This window comes from Streptomyces sp. NPDC051976 (genome assembly GCF_040680795.1).
Lineage (GTDB): Bacteria > Actinomycetota > Actinomycetes > Streptomycetales > Streptomycetaceae > Actinacidiphila.
Map to the genome: position 1 here is coordinate 35551 of NZ_JBFAXL010000058.1, position 18810 is coordinate 54360.

Here is an 18810-nt window from a genome sequence, read left to right on the forward strand (position 1 = left end):
AACCGCCAACGGCACACAGGTCCAGCTCTACGACTGCAACAGCACCGCAGCCCAAGACTGGACCCGCGGCCCCAACAACTCACTCATCAACCCCCGCTCAGGCCGCTGCCTCGCCTCCGCAGGCACCAACAGCGCCAACGGCACCCGGCTCCAGATCTCCGACTGCAACGCAGCCGCCAACCAGCAGTGGATGACGCCACCTATCTGACCCGTCCCGTGCGCGGCCGGCCGACGGCGGTCCTCGACGTCGGCCCACCTCAAGGAACCGGTCGCCGGCCCGTACCCTGTCACGGGCCGGCGCCCGACCCCTGCCTCGCCGCGGCCAGCCCCATTGCCGCAGGTGCGGACAATCAGTGCGGCAGGCGGTCCACCAGCCACCATGCAGCGCTGTTTGCTGCAAGCTTGCCCTCGTCACACGGAAATCTGGACAGCAGCGGTCTTCCCGGCACCAATGTGTCACGAGGACCTGGCAACCAGCTCAGCGTGGTGTCGCGGAACGACGTGAGGCTGCTGCGCCGTCGCAGCGCATCACGGAAGAGCTGCCAGCTCGACGCGCTGTCGGCACGTTGGCACTGCACGGCGTAGCGGACGAACCAGGGCGGCTGCGGCAGCCACGACGCGGCCTCTGGTCGGATCAACGGTCGCGGCCACGATGGGGGGCGGTAAGCGCTTCCGGTCGCAGGTCGGTGGCTTCGGGGAGGCCGAGTTCCTTGCCTTGGTAGAGGTATGCGCTGCCGGGCAGTGCGAGCATTAGCAGCGCCGCGGCGCGCGCCCTGGCCGCTCTGCGCTCCGCGTCCGCCCCGCGGGCAGCGCCCCTCTGCTGTAGCGGGTGGGGCGCTCTGCTGATCATGGATATTCATCGCCCCAGGTGACCGGGGCGCCGATGGAAGTAATGTGCGCCGGGCGGCGTCTATCTGGGCATGGAACCCTGCGGCGTCCCAGGGGGCGTCCAGCAGGTCGCAGTAGAAGGGTTGGTGGAGCTCGTCGGGTCGTAGATGGGCTGCCTGAATCGCGGGGCGGGCATGACCACCTCTCCGGCGAGGATGCGCTCATGGCCGTCAATCGCGGTGTAGGTGTCGCAGATCGCCCGCCAGCAGCGCCAGACCTTGTTTACTTCGGGCTGTTTCCATGCCAGTGGGTTGCCGGCGTCGCGGGCGTCTTCGGCGGCGGCGGGGTCGGGCGAGTCGGATAGGCCTGGGTACTTGAACAGGCCGACTGCGGCATTGATGCGGAAGCCGTCAACTGCCCAGTCAAGCCAGAGCCGCAGTACCTCGTCGAACACCTCCGCGACCTTTGGGCCACGCCAGTTGAAGTCGGGTCATGCGGGGTGAAAGGGTGCAGATACCGCTGTCCTGGCCGACCGTCGGTTTCCGGGACCCGGGCCCACGCGGGACTGCCGAACATGGCGCGCCACTTGTGGGCGGCATTCCCCCGCGCTCTGCGCGCCCGTCGGCGAAGTGGAACCTGGCGCGGGCGGCGCTTGCTGGCCCAGCCGCCAGCGCCTCGCGGAACCGCGGGTGCTGGCGGGAACAGTGGTTGGGGACGATTGCAGGATGACCATGGGTCCCAGCTTGTGTGCGTCGCCGACCAGCAGATGAACTCGGCGAGGTCGCCGAAGAGCGGGTCGATGGCACAGTAGTTGGCGGCCTCATAGCCGGGTCGTGCCGCGGGGATGGGAAGCAGGGACTTAGCCATAGGCCATCGACGCCGAGCATGGCCAGGTAAGACGGTCCGGCCCTTGCGCGGTGGAGGTCGCCCAGACCGTCGCCGTTACCGTCGCGAAAACTACGCAGATAAATCTGGTACATCACGGCGTCGCGCCACCACGGCGCTGGGGATCGCCATCGGACGATGGCCATTCAAGCGGCCGACACACGCCGGCGGACGTCGGAGCCCGAAGGACTCCGAGAGGAGAGGGTCGCGGCCGGTCTTGGCGACTTCGCCGAGCCAGTACGCGCTGGGCTTGGGCGTACGGGCGAAGCTGTGGCGGTCGACGGCGATGAGGCCGAACGTGGGGCGGAAGGAGCCCCACTCGTAGTGGTCGAGGGCTGACCAGTAGAGGTAGCCACCGACGTTGATGCCGTCGGCCAGGGCTTGGTGGACGGCGGTCAGGGCGCCGGTGGTGTAGGCGATGCGGCGCGTGTCGTCGGCGGTGGCGATGCCGTTCTCGGTGACGATGATGGGGACGCCGTCGATGAGTTTCCAGGCGCTGCGGATGCCGTCCCCGACGGGGGGCGGGTAGTACTCCCAGCCCATGAGGGTCTTCTCGGCGTCCTCGCGAGGTGGCTTGGGACCCTTCGGCGCCGATGATGGTGCGGGTGTATGCCTGGACACCGATGAAGTCGTCACCGCGAGCGGCTTTGAGGAAGAAGTCCTCCCGGGGGTGGCCGAAGGTCCGGGCGATCTGCTCACAACCGGGCTCAGGCTGCAGCGCCTGGGTGGCTACTGCCCATCCGGACTTGGCCCCGGTGAGGGTGGAAAGCACCTCGCGGCTCTTGCGGTGGGCGTGGACCAGGGTGTGGGAGACCTGCGGGTCGGGCAGGGCGTAGACATGGTTGGGCAACAGCTTCGTGTTGGGCTGGCCGGCGGCGTGCGCGACGCCGTTGGTTCGTTGATGGTGCATACCCATTCCACCTGGCCGACCAGTACGGGCAGGATGGCCTGGGTGTACCGAGCGAACGGGTCAGCTGCGTCGGGTGCCTGCCAGCCGCCGCGTCGGTCAAACCAGCGGGGCAGGTCGTGCGCTTGCGGCGCCGCAGGTGACGGCCCTCGATGCCGTGCCGCCGCATCAGCCGCTCGACGCGCTTGCGGTTGATGGTGTGCCCGAAGCCCCGCCGCTCGGCATGGACGCGCCGGACCCCGTAGGTGCCCTTGTGCGCGGTGTGAACCTCGCGGATCTCCGCGACCAGGGCGTCCTCGGCGGCCTGCCGCATGGCGCGGGCCCGCATGCTGGCGAGCCACTGGTAGTAGCCCGAACGCGAGACCTGAAGGACCCGACATATCCGCTGAACACCGAAGTCGGCGCGATTCTCGGAGATGAAGTACCAGCGGTGGTCCTTCACTTCACCTCCCGAGCAAAATACGCAGCTGCCCGGAGCAGGATCTCCCGCTCGAACTCCCACTCCTTCTCCGCGTTGCGCAGCCGGCCGATTTCCGCCCGCAGCCGGGTCAGTTCCTCGCCCCGGCTCGCCCCGGTCTGATCGCTGCGGCTGCGATCGCGGCTGGCGTATTCGTCGGCCTGGCTCACCCGGCTGCGGAGCGTCTCGCCGGTCACCCCGACGTCCGCCGCGACCGCGGCATACGTGCGCTCCCCGCCCGCCGCGCGGTACAGCGCGACTGCATCGTTCCTGAACTCCTCCGGATACGGAGACTTCCGTCCCACCAGGACACCTTCCCTTGGATCTGCAAGATCCATTGTCAGTATGTCCACACCGCCGGGGTCGCCTCACCGGCTGTGCGTCGCAGGAGATTAGGAGGGCGGACAGGGTCACGCCTACTCTGTTTGAGCATCACACTGCTCCTCTCCCCTCCCCGTTCCGCCGGGATGGCGTGCAGCACCGCCAAATCAGCGATCTAAGCGCTTAGACGAAGGTGTAAAGGCCAGATTCCGCACAAATACTGACAACCCTGCTGAAGTGCCCCGTGGGACGCTGCCCCGGGGACTCCGTAGCAGTCCCGGTGGCTCGTCCAGGACGCGCTGACGGCCGTTGCCACTCCCCGGCGCCGCCATGAGTCACTAGGAGCTTCGCCAACGCGCTCGTCGCGTGGTTGTACAGCGGTCGAAGCCCGCCTCCGTATTCGTTAAGCGAGCCTCTGACGCACCAAGCGAATCCACTTCGCACGCCAGAGGCCCGGTCGTTGAGGAAGCGGTGAGGGGCGGTCTCGGGTCGGGGCGCCTCTCACTGCTTGCCGGCGACCGAAACCGTTGGCCACAACAGCAGCGGTCATCACTCGCCTATCGGCCGGGCCGAATCCCGATCGGTTCCGTCCCGCTCACCGTTGCTCAGGGAAGGGCCCACTTCTGGGCTGCGCTCGCGTTGCAGTCTCCGATCTGGGCCTGGGTACCGGAGCCGCCCGCTCCGCTGTCCTCCAGGCATCTTCCGGATGCGGGGTTGCGCAGTGTTCCGTCGGCCTGAGGTACCCACTGCTGACCGCCCCCGCCGTTGCATGTCCACAGCTGGACCGGGGTGCCACTCGCGGTGCCGCCGCCCGCGACGTCCAGGCACTTGCCGAGGGCCTGCAGGGTGCTGTCCGGCGTACGGTTCCAATACTGCGCGACTGTGTCGTTGCAGGTGTAGACCTGCACCGGTGTGCCGTCGGCGCTCTGGGCGAAGCGGACGTCCAAGCACAGTGCGGAGTAGCCGGTGACGGGACCGGCCGCGGGTGAGACCCACCTCTGGCTAGCCGCACCGTTGCAGTCCCAGATCTGGAGTGGTGTGCCCAGGTCGGAAGAGCTTGCGGGGTCGTCAAGGCACCGGCCTGAATGCGGATTGAAGAGCGATCCGTCGGCCCGGTGGATCCAGGATTGTGCACCGGTGCCGTTGCAGGTGTAGAGCTGGACCGGTGTTCCGTTGGTGGTGGCGGCGTACCGGACGTCGAGGCACTTGCCGAGTGCCTGCACAGTCACCGTGCCACCGCTGCCCTCGGGTGTGACGGTCCAGTCCTGTGCCGTGGTGCCGTTGCAGGTGTAGATGTCGGCCTTCGTGCTGTCGGTGTTGTCGGCGGCGAACACGTCGAGGCACAGGTTCTTGTAGCCGATCAGCGGGGTCGTCGGGATACCGGAGCCCACCGGGGTGACGGTCCAGGTGAAGGCGGTGCTGGCGGTGGCTCCCGCGCCGTCTTGGGCCGTGATGGTGGCGGTGGTGGTGCCTGCCGTGGTGGGTGTGCCGGTGATGGCGCCGGTGTCGGGGTTGATGGTCACGCCGGCGGGTAGTCCCGTCGCGGTGTAGGCCAGGGTCTGGCCGCTGGTGGAGTCACGTGCGGAGATCGGGAGGGTGACGGGAGCTCCGGCGATGCCTTCCTGCGGCCCGGGGTTGCTGATGGTGACGGGCTGGCCCAGTTGTGCAGCCACCACGGGGAGAGTGCCGCTCAGGGGCAGGTCGCGGCTGGAGTCGCCGACGGAGACCGTGTAGGTGCCGGTGGCCGTTGACCAGTCTGACGTGCCGGAGTCCCAGTACTGCAAGTCCTTCTCGGTCAGTGGGAAGGTGACGGTCTTGCTCTGGCCGGGCTGCAGGTCGACGCGTGTGAAGCCGGCGAGGCGCTTGGGGGGTTCTCCGGAGGAGGCGGGCGCGGTGAGGTAGAGCTGGGCGACGTCGGCGCCCTGGCGCGAGCCGGTGTTGGTCACGGTCGCGATGACCGTCGCCTTGCCGCCCTTGGCCAGAGGACTGACGGACAGGTTGCTGAAGGAGAAACTGGTGTAGGACAGGCCGTAACCGAAGGGGAAGAGCGGGGTGAGACCCTTCGTGTCATACCAGCGGTACCCCACGTTCAAGCCCTCCGAGAACTGCTCCGTGCCGTTCGTTCCGGGCCATTGCGCGGTGGTGTTCGTGGGGGTCTGGGATAGGGAGGTGGGGAAGGTAACCGGCAGGTGCCCGGAAGGGTTGGCGTCCCCGAAGAGCAGTTCGGCGATGGCATTGCCACTCTCTTGGCCGGGATACCAGGCTTCGAGCACCGCGGCGGCACTGTTCACCCACGGCATCGCCACCGCGGAGCCCGTGTTGAGGACCACGATCGTGTGGGGGTTGGCCTTGGCTACATCGGTGACCAATGCGTTGTCCGCGTCGGACAGGTTGATGTCGGAGTCCTCCGCCGGGGCCTTGTTCTCCGATTCGTACTTGCCGACGAACACTACGGCAACGGAGGAAGAGGCGGCCTTGGCGGCGGCGGAACTGGTGCTGGCACCGTCGTCGTAGACGACATTGGTGGTGTTGCCCGCGCGGGCGGTGATGCCCTGCAGCGGGGTAACGGTGCCGCTCGAGGCCACGTTGGCACTGCCGCCTCCTGCGGTCAGCGCCCCGCTGTCGGCGTCCTTTCCGATCACCGCGATCGACGACACGTTCGGCCCAAGGGGCAGGACGTTGCCGCTGTTCTTCAGCAGCACCGTTCCCTCCTGGGAGAGCTCCTTGGCCGTCTTCACATGCGCGGCGCTGGTCGCGGGCTGGACGAAGGAACCGCTTGGTGCCCTGTCGAACAGGCCGAAGGCGAACATCTCGCTCAGCACCTGCGAGGTGAGCGTGTCCACGGTCGAACGGGGCAGAGCTCCGCTGGTGACCGAGTTGACCAGAGCACTGCCGTAGTTGCCGTCGTCTCCCGGCATGTCCTGGTTCAAGCCCGCCTTCGCGGCCTTGATCGTGGCGTCCGTGGAGTTGCGGGGGTAGATCGCTCCCCAGTCGGAGGTGACGAACCCGGAAAAGCCGAACTGCTGGCGAAGCGCCGACGTCAGCAGATACGAACCCTGGCAAGCCGGGTCCCCGTTGACGTAGCTGGTGGCACACATCACGGACGAGGGCACGCCCTGCTGGATCGAGGTGCGGAAGGCGGGCAGGTAGAGCTCCTGCAGCGTCCGCGTGTCCACCATCGCGTCGATCGCATTGCGGTTGGTGTCCGTGTTGTAGGCGGCGATGTGCTTGACCTGGGCCATCACCCCGGTCGATTGCACACCGCGGATGTCGGCGGCTCCCATCTGCCCGTTGAGATACGGGTCCTCACCGAAGGTCTCGAATGCCCGGTCGAAGCGCGGGTCACGCACGATGTCGACGGTCGGACCAAGACCGATCGTCGTACCCTTCGACGCCTGCTCGGACCCGACGAGCGAACCGTAGGTCTGTCCGGCGGAGGTGTCCCAGCTCGCCGCGAGGCTGACGGGCGCAGGCAATTGGGTCACCCCGGGCATTCCCTGGCCAGGACCGGCCGGCCCGTCGTGCAGGTTGAGCGCAGGTATGCACAGCGCCCCGATCGCCGGAATGAACCCGACGTACCTCGAGCCTGACGCACCCGTCAGCAGGCTTACCTCTTGCGACAGCGACATGTGAGAAAGCAGCTGGTTCACACGCTGCGGAATCGGTGCACTGGACCCCACCCATGGACATGCGGCCGAGCCAGCGCCCGTGGCCGCCACCGCGGGCGGGGGGGCGTTACAGACCCCGACAAACGAGGTCAGGCCGACGGCCATAGCGACCGCCCCAATCCGGAAGCGGCCGCGTCTCGCTCTCGCGCGGGATATGAGCATGATGCCCTCCTTGCATTGCAAGTTTCCTTAGCCCTAATGCCGAGGGGCTCGGCGGCCGGACCAAGTGGGGTGAGCTGGAACTGGGAAGCCAGGACAGGAGACTCGATCCCGAAGAAAGGCGCCCCACTGCGCTGGCCCAGCTACTCGGAGAACGCCTCAATGTGGCCAGCGGACGAATGGGTCTCTCCCGGCCGTCTGTCGCCGCCCAGTGGGTGAAGCGGGGATCTCGCGATCTCAGCAGAGACTCCCCGGTTGACAGCCCCGGAGCGGTGGGTGCGGTAATCGTCCGGAGGTAAGGCCCTGCCCTGTGCCCGCCGGGCTCTGTCCCTCAGCGACCCGCGGCGTTTCCGTCGTGGGTCGGCGTCCGCGCCCGCTGCCCCGTCCTGGACTCACGGTAGCTGCAGACAGTGCGCGGCCTCGACGCGATCGCATTCCTCTTGCCTCGTCTCGTGTTGGGGGGATGTGGCCCGTCGTGCGGTCGTGTGAGGGAAACGAAAGCCGAAGCCCGTAGGCGGCGGCGAGTACGCATGACAATGTGTCAATTCGTTGTCCGCTGCCTGGGCGCCACCAGCCTGACAGCGACGTGACTCCGTTTGGCAACCCGAGCGCGCATCGGGGGCCGACGCCAGACACATACAGATCCTGACAGCTGAATGGACGTCCGGCACGAGACGGCCAAGCATCGGGAAGGGCACCTTGCAAAGGGTCCGGCAGCGCGCTGAGAGGCCACATAGTGATGACACGGGAACTGCGTACCCAGCCCGGACCGAGCGAAGTTGAGGTGTCATCGAGGTTGGATGGTGCTGACAAGTGATGAAACACTCCGGCGACTGGGCCGTCAAGCCTCCACACACAGATTGATCGGATCTATCTCCTGAGCGGCAGTTCGGTCCCTACCTGAAGACTCGCCGAATAGGCAGATCGCTCACCGTGTGACTGCGTCACATGATCAAGGCACCCCACAAATAGATCGGGTTGACCAGCCACTTCAGATCCCAACTCCAGGTAACCGGCGTCGTCGGCGCAGAGCGACGCGAAGGCGGCCCGAGGACACGCACCCATGCTGGCGGTCGGCGCCTAGCCCCACTTCGCCCCCGAGTGAGTAGCACGACGGGCCCCCAAGGCATCAACGCCCTCTCCTCTGTGGCGGCTGACCTCGTTCATATCTCGAACGGATCCTTGCCTACATCAGCACTCGCCTGCACACCCTTCACGCAGGCAACTCGCCAGGCCGCTCAACACCGTGCTCCACGAGCGAGTTTGGCCTGCTCACATGCCCCCAAGGGCAGGGCTCCGACGGAGCCCGGCAGTGTCAGCCCGCGAGCCACAGGCCTCGGAGGTCCGCCGTTTCGGTGTACGAGCCCGTGAGCGTCCCCGGCATCCACCATGACCGCGGTGGGCTGGATCTACTGCTTCACCGCATCGGCTGGAGCGTGCATGTCCCCCGCCGCAAACCACCGAGCGACGGAGGAGAAGATCACCTGGAAGCACAAATAGCGGCCAGTTATAAGGGGACGGCGGCGGACCTGGGCGCGTGGCTCTGCTTCGAGGACGAAGCCGTCCAGGGCCTGATGCCCCCAAAACATCGCGCCCGGGTCCGAGGAGGGTCATAGCCCGTCATGCGCGTGCGTCACAGCGCGCCTACCAAACCCTTATCGGCGCCCAGTCGGCTGATCTACCGCTCACCTCGACCGCGAGCCGTTGCCAAAAGCCGGCGCAGGGGCTTCATCGAGACCGACCACGCGCTGCCGCTCGGCGCCACCGCCCAGCCACTCGACGCCTCGATGATCCTGGTCTGAGGGCAATCGGAGCAGGTACGTCAGCCTCGCCAAGCCTCAGCCGATCGACGCCACATTTGTGGCTGGCACCGCCTGCACCCGAGCCAGGGTCCACCGCTGCTCTTCGAAGCGACGCCCGGCTGGGCTCTTGCCGAGTTCCTCCTCGAGCCGGGCGACCTGGGCGTCGGTGACGGCTTGGGTGTTCGCTGGCCCGGCCTGGCGCAAGCCCGCCCTGGCGCCAGTCGCGGCGCCAGCGTTCCAACCCGCCCGCAGGTCCTCGCCGATCACTGCGGCCTTCTCCCCCGCCGCGAACCGTTCACCGGCCTGGAGCCGGATCCTCGCGCGAAACGCCCGACGCTCAGCTGTCAGCCCACCTCCGCATACCTTACGCCGACGGTATGCCGCAGGTGTCGTCACCGGGCACGCCCGAGGACAATCCGAAATCCCGAGTACCCGCTGAGCTGCCTCGTCCCGTCGCTCTCCTGACAGGCCTCGGGGATCTGAAGCTCGCCTCGTGGTGGCCGACATGGTCCGCGTCCCCCGTTTCTGCGCGGGGCGTCCGGCGTTGTGGACGAGAGGCGGCTCAGCGATTTCCGAGCCGCCTCTTGATGTGCCATCTGTGGTCCGTCAGTTGGCGACAGTGAAGCCGTCGAGGGTGGCGTATGTTCCGGACAGCTTGGTCACCACGACGGAATGGATACCGCCGTCGAGTCCAGTGACCGTGTGGACGGCGACGTTGGTGTGGCGCTGTCCGTCTGCCGGAACGGTGTCGACGACGGTCTGGGCGCCGCCGTCGATGCTGACGCCGATGGCGCCTTGGTCGGTATATTGCTCGCCGAACACCTGGATACCAGTACCGGTGAACGTGAATGTCGCGGTGGACCCGTTGGCCGTAGCGAAATGGACATCGCTGTTGAGATCGCCGAGGTTCGTACGACCGCTGGAGAGGGCAAAGCCGTCGTACGTGATCGCCGGGTCAGTATCGTCCAAGCGCCCGGTGTTGAGTACCTGGAAGCCATCGATGGTGCTGTAGGTTCCGGACAGCTTGGTCACGGTGACCGTGTGGGCGCCGAACGGCAGCCCCGCTGTGGTGTAGACGGGCGTGTTGGAGTGGCGTTGACCGTCACTGCTGACGGCACTGACGATCGTCTGGGCGCCGCCGTCGACGGTGACGCCGATGACGCCCTGGTCGGTATATTGCTCGCCGAACACCTGGATACCAGTACCGGTGAACGTGAATGTCGCGGTGGACCCGTTGGCCGTAGCGAAATGCACATCGCTGTTGAGATCACCGAGGTTCGTACGACCGCTGGAGAGGGCGAAGCCGTCGTACGCGATGCTTTGGCTGGTGTCGTCGACTCGGACGGTGCTCAAAACCGCGAAGCCGTCCAGGGTGCTCACAGTTCCGGTGAGCGCGGTCACCACGACGGTGTGAGAGCCAGCGGCAAGGCCTGTCTTCGTGTACAGCGGCACGTTGCTGTGGCGTCGGCCGTCGGCCGGGACAGTGCTGACAACTGTCCGGGCGCCGCCGTCAATGCTGACGCCGATGGTGCCCTGGTCGGTGTACTGCTCGCCGAACACCTGGATACCGGTGCCGGTGAAGGCGTAGGTCGCGGTGGCGCCGACGGCGCCGTAGTGGATGTCGTCACCGAGGTCGCCGTATCCACGGTTGCTGTACAGGTTGTATCCGTTGTACGTGATGGAGGCGTCGGTGTCGTTGATCCGGGCGGCTCCGGTGGGCAGGCCGACGGTGATGTCGGAGGCGCTGGTCCCGGAGGGCACCGGCACGGTCAGGAATCCGCCGGACAGGTAGGTAACCCCGCTGGCCGGGGTCCCCTTGACATAGACGGGGATGCCGGGAGTGAATCCGGAGCCGCTGAGCAGAGCCTTGCCGGAAGAGAACCCGACGTAGTCGGCTCGCGGCGGCAGGGCGGCTTCCACGTCCTGGTACTGCGCGGTCGGACCGGCATTGGACAGCACGCTGCTGGGCAGGTCGGATGGGCCAGGGTCGGCGCGGAGCGAGGTGTTCGCGTAATAGATCGACGCACTACCGCAGCTGCCGTCGCCACTGTCGGCGGCCCAGTTGCCGGTGAACGTCAGTCGGGACGTCTGCGGGGTGGGCCAGTTGCAGGAGAACGAGTTGTTGTTGTGGAATTCAACGTTGCCGGACATCATGACCCACTGCGAGCCCACGTCTGCCGCGTAGGCGTAGCCGCGGTTGGACGCTTCCAGCACGTTGCCGGTAATAGCGAGCCCGTTGGCGTAGGAGGCACCGACATCCGCCGAGCCGTCGCTGTTCAGGACGGTCGCGCCCTGGTGGCCCTCGGAGTAGAGGGCTCCGCCGTCGCCCGTGTAGACCTGCATGTTGTTGTGGATGTGGTTGTCACTGATGACATTGTTCGAGTTGATGTTGGTGTTGGTCTGGTCACTACGGGTCGGACCTATCCTCACATTGTCGGTGTGCCCTTCCCAGGCGCCGGAGGTCAGCCCGTCGTAGGGCATGTAGGCGATGTCGTTGTGACTGATGGTGCTGTGCCGGGTGAACATCATCGTGACACCGACGGTGCCCAGGTAGTCGATGCCCGCCCGGCGGAGCACGTTGTTGTCGATCGTGTTCCCGGTCATGATCTCGTTCACGCCGCCGGGCCCGAACTGGTCACCTGCCGAGGCCGCCGGGTTGGCCGAGCATTCCTGGATCACGGTGGAGACGGGATCGTCGCTGCTGCCGGGGGTCGGGTCGGCCGCGCAGCCTAGCCAGACTCCGGCCGCCCCGATCTCAGAGAACAGGCTTCCGCGCACCGTGTTGTTGCTGCTGCCGTACTTCATGCCCAGCGCCGTGCCGCCCAGATCATCGAACCGGTCGGACAGGAACTGCACGTTGCGCGCCGCGGTGAGCTGAATATTGGCCAGTGGCTGTGCGAACGCTCCCCACGGACACGAACCGGCGGCGGGGGTCGCGAACCCGCATTCACCCTGCGTGGCCGGCTGCACTGCGCCGTTGGAGACGTGGTTCGGCTGGTTGACCATCAGCCCTGCCTGCACTTGGGCGAAGCCCGTGGGTCCCGAGGGATCATTCCAGGTCGCGGTGGTGAACCGGATGCCGGCGAAGGTGAGGTCGTGCACCGGATTGTTCAGGGTGCCGGCCACCGACACCAGGGACTCCACCTGCGGCACTTCCACGTCCAGAGCCGACATCTGCTGCCCAGCCACCGGCTGGTAGTACAGCGTGTCACCGGAATTGTCCAGGTACCACTGGCCCGGGCGCAGCCATGCACGGGCGTTCTTCACCAGCGTCGGACCGACGCCGACGGCGAGGTTGTACGGCGAGACATTGTCAGTGTGGTCATTGTGGCCGTACACCGTGGCCGACTTGTTCGTCAGGTTGTTCCAGCACGGCTGCGCCATCTTCACCGTCGCCGTACCCGGGTTGGAGCCCGCCACGATGCCATCAACCGGGCACTGCGCAGAAGCCCAGTCCGTCTCAGCCATCGGCGACCACTCGAACTGGATCTCGCCCACCTGCGTCGAGTTGAGCCCCGAGGCCATGTTCAGCAGAGCCGAAGCTGTGTATTGATCGCTGACCTGGAACCCTGTCGAGTCCCACGACGACAGTTTCCACCCCAGCGAACTGGGACTCGCTTGCGCGACTGGAATGTCCGCCCCGTTGATGTAGACCTGCCGGGTCAGAGTGCCGGCCGGCACCTTCGCCGACATCAAGCTTGTGCCGGCCACCGGAGCCCACCCAGTAGCCCGATACCCGCCAGAGACCACCGGATGAGCCCCCGGCGCGGCCCGCCACACCACCGGATGACCCGAACTGCCGGAATCGGCGGTGCCGAACTCCAGCCCGCTGGACAGCCGGTACATTCCGTCCCCCACCAGCACCGTCACATCGGCACCGGCATTGCTCTGGGAGAAACTACGCACTCGCGCTTGGGCGCCGGACAGCGAACACGGTGCAGTCTGGCTACACGCCGCCGACGACGACCCCCCTGGTGTGGCAAAGAACGTCACCGAGGCGGCGGCGTGCGCCACTCCCGTGACGCCGATACATGCCATGACAAGACCGGCCAGGGCGAGGAAGGCCCCACCTCGATAACGTGCCATTGAACTAACCCTCTCATTTGTCCCGGCTCTGTCGACTCGGGGTCGCCTCGTGCGGCGGCCGACCCGAGCCGCAAAGTAGGTGGGTGGCCGCCCACGGTGCTGCTGATCGGTCACGATGAGCAGTCAGGCCATACTCGAGTGCTACATCCAGGCAGGATTCCGGTGCCTGGATAGGGGCACACCGCCTCTTTCCGCACTGGGTTGCCCTGCTCCGCCCTTGGTGTTTCGGGCGGCGCAGCCGCCTCCTTCGTCGACGTCTGATCAGTCGTTGATCAGATCGAACTTCTCCCAGACGTCGATGGCCGTGCGGTTGGCGATCAGCGGGGAGCCTCCGGCGTTCTCCGCGGTGACGATTTGGTTGTTGGCCAGGGAGCGCAGGCTGACGCTGCCGTCGGAGTTGTGGATGAGGTTGAAGGTTTCCCAGGTTCCCACTGCGGTGCGGTTGGCGATGAGTGGCGATGAGCCAGTGTTGTCCGCGCATACGTACTGATTGTTCGCGTGGGCGCGCAGGGCGATGTTGCCATCGCCCAGGTCGATTTTGTCGAACTGCTCCCAGGTACTGATCGTGGTTCGGTTGGCGATAAGTGCGGACGCGCCGGCGTTTTCAGCAGTGACGTACTTGCCGTCTGCATGCGCGCGCAGACTGACCACAGGTGGCGTCGCACCGGAGGTGGTGATCGCGAAGACGTGCAGGGCGGGGGCATGTTCGGCCAGCGGGCCGACGGTCGGCAGCGTCAACTTCGCGATGGTCTTGCCAGTACCCAGCGTGACTGTTTGAGCGAACGTGTCAGCGGTGTGGGCATATTGGGTGTTGCCTTGACGGTTTTGGTAGGCGGAGCTGACAGCCACAGGTCCGGTGGTGGAGAACCAGTCCGGCGTAGTGAGGGTGTAGTCCTGCACGGTGCCGTCGGTGTAGGTGATCTGTCCCGTGCCCGTGGCAGGGCCGTAGCTCGCCGACGTCAGGAAGCCGAGCGTGCCCGAACCGCTCATCGTGATCGTCTGCCCGTTGGCGACTGTGTTGTCCTTGCTGCCGGCGGAGGCGTTCGGCCAGGTGAAAGCGAGTCCTGATGCCTTCACCGTGGCTCCCGGTGCGGCCCCGGCGGCCGTCATTGCCTGCTCGGAGAAGCTCGCCCCTCCGCCATCGAAGTTGCCCGCGCTGGTAGCGGTATCGTCAGTGATCGCCACATTGTCGAACGACGCGGCCAGAGAGCTGAACGTCGGTGCGGCGTCCAGGCCGATCTGGACCGGACCGAGGTGTTTGGCCACGGTCGCTGGACTGCCGCCGATCTGCGCGTAGGGCAGCGAGGTGGTGGGCGCGGATGTCGGTTGCACGAGGTAGGACTGGCCGGACACGACCGGGACAGCCAGTGTCGTGGCGGTGGTGCCTGCTACAACGACCGCACCGGTGGCGCCATTGACGACCTGAACCTGCTGCCCGGGCCACGGACTGCGCACCTGTATGGTCTGCGTCGCGCCGGCCTCGATGGCGACCGTGGTGGTGGCGCCGCCACCGATTTGGACGTCGACCTTGGTGTTGTGCTGGATGTAGACCGTGCCCTCGCCGGTCCAGTCGGTCGGCCAAGCAGGCGCGATACGCAGCAGGCCGTCGTAGTCCTGAACGAGGGCCTCGTCCACGGTTGCGGTGACGACCCCTGCCTGCTCGACGTAGGGCTGCTTGCTGAGGTCTTGTCCTGCGGTAACGACTCCCATGCCGGACGGGAACATCTGATACGACTTGGCGTCAGCGAGCAGGTCGTTCTTGACCTCGCCCGAAAGGCCGAGACGGGCAGCTTGCAGGGGATCGTAGTTCCAGTCGTTCACATTGACGTAGCTGCGGGAGGTGTAGGTGCGCTTGGCCAGCGCGATGTCCTGCGAGTTGTCGCCTATCAGGTTGTACGGCCAGACGGCTTCCAAGCCGAGGTTCTCGACATTGTGCCGGGCTGCGGTCGGCTGGCCCGACAGTGCGATCATGTCGTTGCCGTCGGCGTCGGCGGACGGCGGGAGCACCTGGGTTTGCGTAGCGGTGTCGGTGCGCGGCAGCGGCGGGATCTTCGGGATCGCGGCATTGAGTTGGCTGACCAGCGCGGCATCGGTCCCCAGGGTCTGCGCTGCTTTCACCGCTACCGGGAACAGAGCTTGCATGGCGACGACGTTCGTGGTGGGATCCGTGACTTTCCACTGGGTCTCGTGGGCGTTGGCGGTCGTGTGGAGCAGTCCATCGGAGCCGGTGGTCGCAGCCGAGAGCAGGAACCGTGCGGCACCGCTGATGAGTGGATAGTCGGTCTGGAGCAGTGCCCGGTTGTCGGTCGCCAGATACTCCTGCCACACCCACAAAGCTACTTCGGCGCCGCTGCTGAACGTCAGAGAGTTGTAGGACGGTGTGATCGTCGAGTCGCAGGACGCGTTGCTCTCGCTCCCGTCGTAGTAGCCGTTGCCGTTGAACCGCATCGTTTCCGGCACACAGAGCCCTTGCGTTCCCGATACCTTCGACGCGGTCCACGAAGAGATGTTGTTGACGTTGCTCGCGTACAAGTTGAGGAACGGGTCGTTGAGACTGGCTTTGCCAGCGGAGATGTTCGCCTGCACCTGCATGCGCAGGTTCCAAATCCAGTAGGCGGACGGGTCCCACATCTGGAAGTCGCCGGAGAAGTTGAACAGGTCCGCGACTCCCGCATGCGATCCAGGTGCCGACCCTCCGCGTTCGGCAGCGGCGTCGTAGAGGTAGAGGGTACGTAGGTTCTCGGTGTACTCGCCTGTACCGTCCGAAGAGGAGATCTTGATCAGCCCCGCAGAGCTCCAGTAGCCGTGCCACCACGACAGGTGGGCCGATGTCAGCGCCGAACTCGTCTTGGTGGTGTCACCGTTGATGACGGAGTTCACCGTGTCCAGGGCGTTGCCACCGGTCCAGGTGGGCGCGGCGACGATCACCCGATAAGTACCGTCGGCGTTCGGGTTGAACGAGACCTGCGCGGTCAGAGAGTCGGGGGTCGATGCCGACACATTGCGCCCGCCAGCACTCACACCTGCCAGCGAGCCGAACGTCTTCCCGGACGCCCCCTGCCCCTGGTTGTCCACCCATGTCTCGGCCAAGCCGGCTGCGCTCCCCGACGCGGTCGCCGCCGGTGAACGCCCGCTCCACAGCTTGACTTGCGCGGTCTGCATGCTGCTCGGATCCGCCCCGGTCACATCGACGACCAACTGCGCCGTGTCGGAGCGCACATAGGCGGTCAGCGTCATGCCGCCACCAGACTCATGGAGCATCCCGTCGTAGACGTCGAGGTACCCGGCGAAGTCCGGCGCGTCGGTCAGTTTGGAGACACCAGGAATGACGACCTGACCGGGAGACTTCCGGTCAGGAAACGTGTCAGAACGGTTGAGCTGCGCGGTGAACCCGTTGGCCGCCCATACCGCCGCGCCGAGCGTGCCGTTGCCGAGCGGCACGAACTGCGAATGGCTTGTGTTCGCCCTCCCCAGAACAATGTCCGACCGTCGCACGAGGTTGGGAGTGTCGACGGAGAATCCGCCGTTGTGCCACGCCGTTGTGGTCTGAGCAGCTGCGGAAGCCGCAGCGAGGGGCCACTGTCCCACCCCCGGGACCGCGAGGCAGAGCAACAGCCCGAGTAGGAGCCGGGCAGGCCAGCGGCGTGAAAGCCTTGCTGGAGACATCAAGTTCCTCCGTGAAATGTCGATGCGCCACACCGTGCGAACCGAAAGTGACACTCGCGCAACAACTTTGAAACATCGGATGAATGGCAGGTAGCTTCAGCCCTGCTCGGTCAACTGTCAATACGTCGCGACAGACTTGGCGTGGTCACGCACGAACGGGGCGACGCCGCACGACAATCAGTCGACCTTTCGTTCGCGCTGACACTTCTTGGAGGGCGGCCCGACGAAATGGAAGGGCCGGCCGAGCCGTCAACGTGTCGGCTGGGCCTCGCCGGTGGGCCGGTGCACCTCCCCGGCACTCAAAGTCATCCGATGCCTGTCGCACCGGTAACGGGAGGGGCAGCCGTTAGAGCCCTACGGCTGCGGGCCTGCCAGGTTGAGCCTGCACGCCCGGAGCCTGAGTGTCGACACGGGGGCAACCGCAGTCAACAGGGTCTTCGTAAGTTGAACAGAGAGTTAGCTTGGCGTTTAACCTCGCCGAGTCACCTGACCTGCTGATCTTGGTCCCTTTGCGAGACAGCAGGACGGCCGTTCTTCACGCTTCGAGGTGTCAAGCAACGTCGCGTGAAGGAACGGCCGCTGGTGAAGAGTCTGGCCCCTGCAGGTCCCGCTGATGCTGCGCTGGACGTGCTGTCCCACTTTCGTGTTCAGTTCTACGACTGCCTCTACACCAGGGCGGATGCGCTCTTCGAGCTCACCGACGCGGTTCTCTGCACGGACGGTCCGGTGAAGTCCCTGGTCGATTTGACCCTCTCCGCCGAGCACCGGCGCGGGCACGGAGCGATGTACGACGCGGTCAACCACGGCTGGGTGGAACCGCGTCGCCTGCGCAGGCTGCTGGCTTCCACGCCGCTGCCCCGTGCTGCCGACGGGCGGGTCGTGCTGGAAGTCGATGTGAGTAACTGGCTGCGGCCCGACGCCCCGACCAGCCCAGACCTGCTCTTCTGCCATGTCTACGGGCGGGGCCGCAGTGCCGACCAGTTCATCCCCGGCTGGCCCTACTCCTTTGTCGCCGCCCTGGAAACCGGGCGCACATCGTGGACCGCCATGCTGGACGCGGTCCGGCTGGGCCCGGCCGACGACGCCACCGCAGTGACCGCCGCCCAGCTCCGCGATGTCTTCACCCGCCTCCTGCGAGCCGGCCAGTGGAAGGTCGGTGACCCGGACATCCTGATCGTCATGGACGCCGGCTACGACGTCACCCGCCTCGCCTACGCCCTGGCCGACCTTCCGGTGGAGTTGGTCGGCCGGCTGCGCTCGGACCGGGTGATGCTTCGCGACGCCGGCCCCAGGCGCTCCACCCCGCGCGGCGGGCAGCCCCGCAAGCACGGCGGTGTCCTCACCTTCTCCAAGCCCGACTCCTGGCACGCTCCCGACCAGGCCACTTCCTGCGACACCACCCGCTACGGCACGGCAGAAACCCTCGCCTGGGACCGGATGCACCCACGCCTGACCGCCCGCGGCCCCTGGCTCGACCACTGCGGCGAACTCCCCCTGATCCACGGCACATTGATCCGCCTGAAGGTCGAGCACCTGCCCGGCGACCGCGACCCGAAACCGGTCTGGCTCTGGTCCTCACGCACCTCGATGACCAGCGAAGACATCGACCTGCGCTGGCAGGCATTCCTCCGCAGATTCGACCTGGAACACACCTTCCGGCTGTTCAAACAGACCCTCGGCTGGACCGTCCCCAAGATCCGCGACCCGCACACCGCCGACCTATGGACCTGGCTGATCATCACCGCCCACACCCAACTCCGCCTCGCCCGCCCCCTCACTGAAGACCTCCGACGCCCCTGGGAACGACCGGCCCAGCCGCGCCGGCTCACCCCCGCACGCGTCCGCCGAGGGTTCCGCCACCTCCGCGCGAAGACCACGAGGCTGTCGCACGACTGTCCCCATCTGGGAGTCAAGAGCGGGATCGCCTCGTGCTGGTGATGAGTTTGCCGAGGTTGTGGACGGTGCCGAGGAGTTTGATCTCGGTGTCGACGGCTCGGCGGCCGCGGTAGTTGAGGTGCCGGCCGAACCGCT

General features: G+C 66.4%; 9 protein-coding genes and 1 pseudogene. 2 read left to right on the forward strand and 8 right to left on the reverse strand.

Going from position 1 to position 18810, the window contains the following annotated elements; genetic code table 11:
- On the forward strand, nt 1-208 hold a 208-nt coding region (locus tag AB0M29_RS36790; RefSeq protein WP_365390986.1), incomplete at its 5' end, for an RICIN domain-containing protein.
- Nucleotides 209-910: 702 nt separating this feature from the next.
- Here AB0M29_RS36790 and AB0M29_RS36795 read toward each other — a convergent pair.
- The 8 genes and pseudogenes from AB0M29_RS36795 to AB0M29_RS36830 form a co-directional block, all read right to left on the reverse strand.
- Complete coding sequence (locus tag AB0M29_RS36795; RefSeq protein WP_365390988.1) at nt 911-1282, reverse strand: hypothetical protein; 372 nt, start codon at nt 1280-1282, stop codon at nt 911-913.
- 503 nt (nt 1283-1785) lie between these two features.
- Nucleotides 1786-2412 (reverse strand): family 1 glycosylhydrolase, encoded by a 627-nt coding sequence (locus AB0M29_RS36800; RefSeq protein WP_365390990.1) that lies wholly within the window; start codon nt 2410-2412, stop codon nt 1786-1788.
- 30 nt (nt 2413-2442) lie between these two features.
- The gene (locus tag AB0M29_RS36805) at nt 2443-2736 is read right to left on the reverse strand and encodes a hypothetical protein (protein ID WP_365391004.1); all 294 of its coding nucleotides are present in this window, start codon (nt 2734-2736) and stop codon (nt 2443-2445) included.
- Nucleotides 2736-3382: pseudogene (locus tag AB0M29_RS36810) on the reverse strand (IS3 family transposase); the annotation flags it as partial. The gene AB0M29_RS36805 and the pseudogene AB0M29_RS36810, both read right to left, overlap by 1 nt.
- A 621-nt stretch (nt 3383-4003) precedes the next feature.
- Nucleotides 4004-7228 carry a glycoside hydrolase family 3 C-terminal domain-containing protein gene (locus tag AB0M29_RS36815; protein WP_365390992.1) on the reverse strand — a complete coding sequence of 1075 codons (3225 nt, stop codon included), beginning with the start codon at nt 7226-7228 and terminating at the stop codon, nt 4004-4006.
- Between the two features lie 1835 nt (nt 7229-9063).
- On the reverse strand, nt 9064-9294 hold the full coding sequence (locus AB0M29_RS36820) for a hypothetical protein (protein WP_365390994.1): 231 nt from the start codon (nt 9292-9294) through the stop codon (nt 9064-9066).
- 339 nt (nt 9295-9633) lie between these two features.
- On the reverse strand, nt 9634-13113 hold the full coding sequence (locus AB0M29_RS36825) for a hypothetical protein (protein ID WP_365390996.1): 3480 nt from the start codon (nt 13111-13113) through the stop codon (nt 9634-9636).
- Nucleotides 13114-13374: 261 nt separating this feature from the next.
- Nucleotides 13375-16554 (reverse strand): hypothetical protein, encoded by a 3180-nt coding sequence (locus AB0M29_RS36830; RefSeq protein ID WP_365390998.1) that lies wholly within the window; start codon nt 16552-16554, stop codon nt 13375-13377.
- A gap of 852 nt (nt 16555-17406) precedes the next feature.
- Here AB0M29_RS36830 and AB0M29_RS36835 point away from each other — a divergent pair.
- Nucleotides 17407-18717, forward strand: coding sequence for an NF041680 family putative transposase (locus AB0M29_RS36835; protein ID WP_365391006.1), 1311 nt, complete (start codon nt 17407-17409; stop codon nt 18715-18717).
- Nucleotides 18718-18810 lie beyond the last annotated feature (93 nt).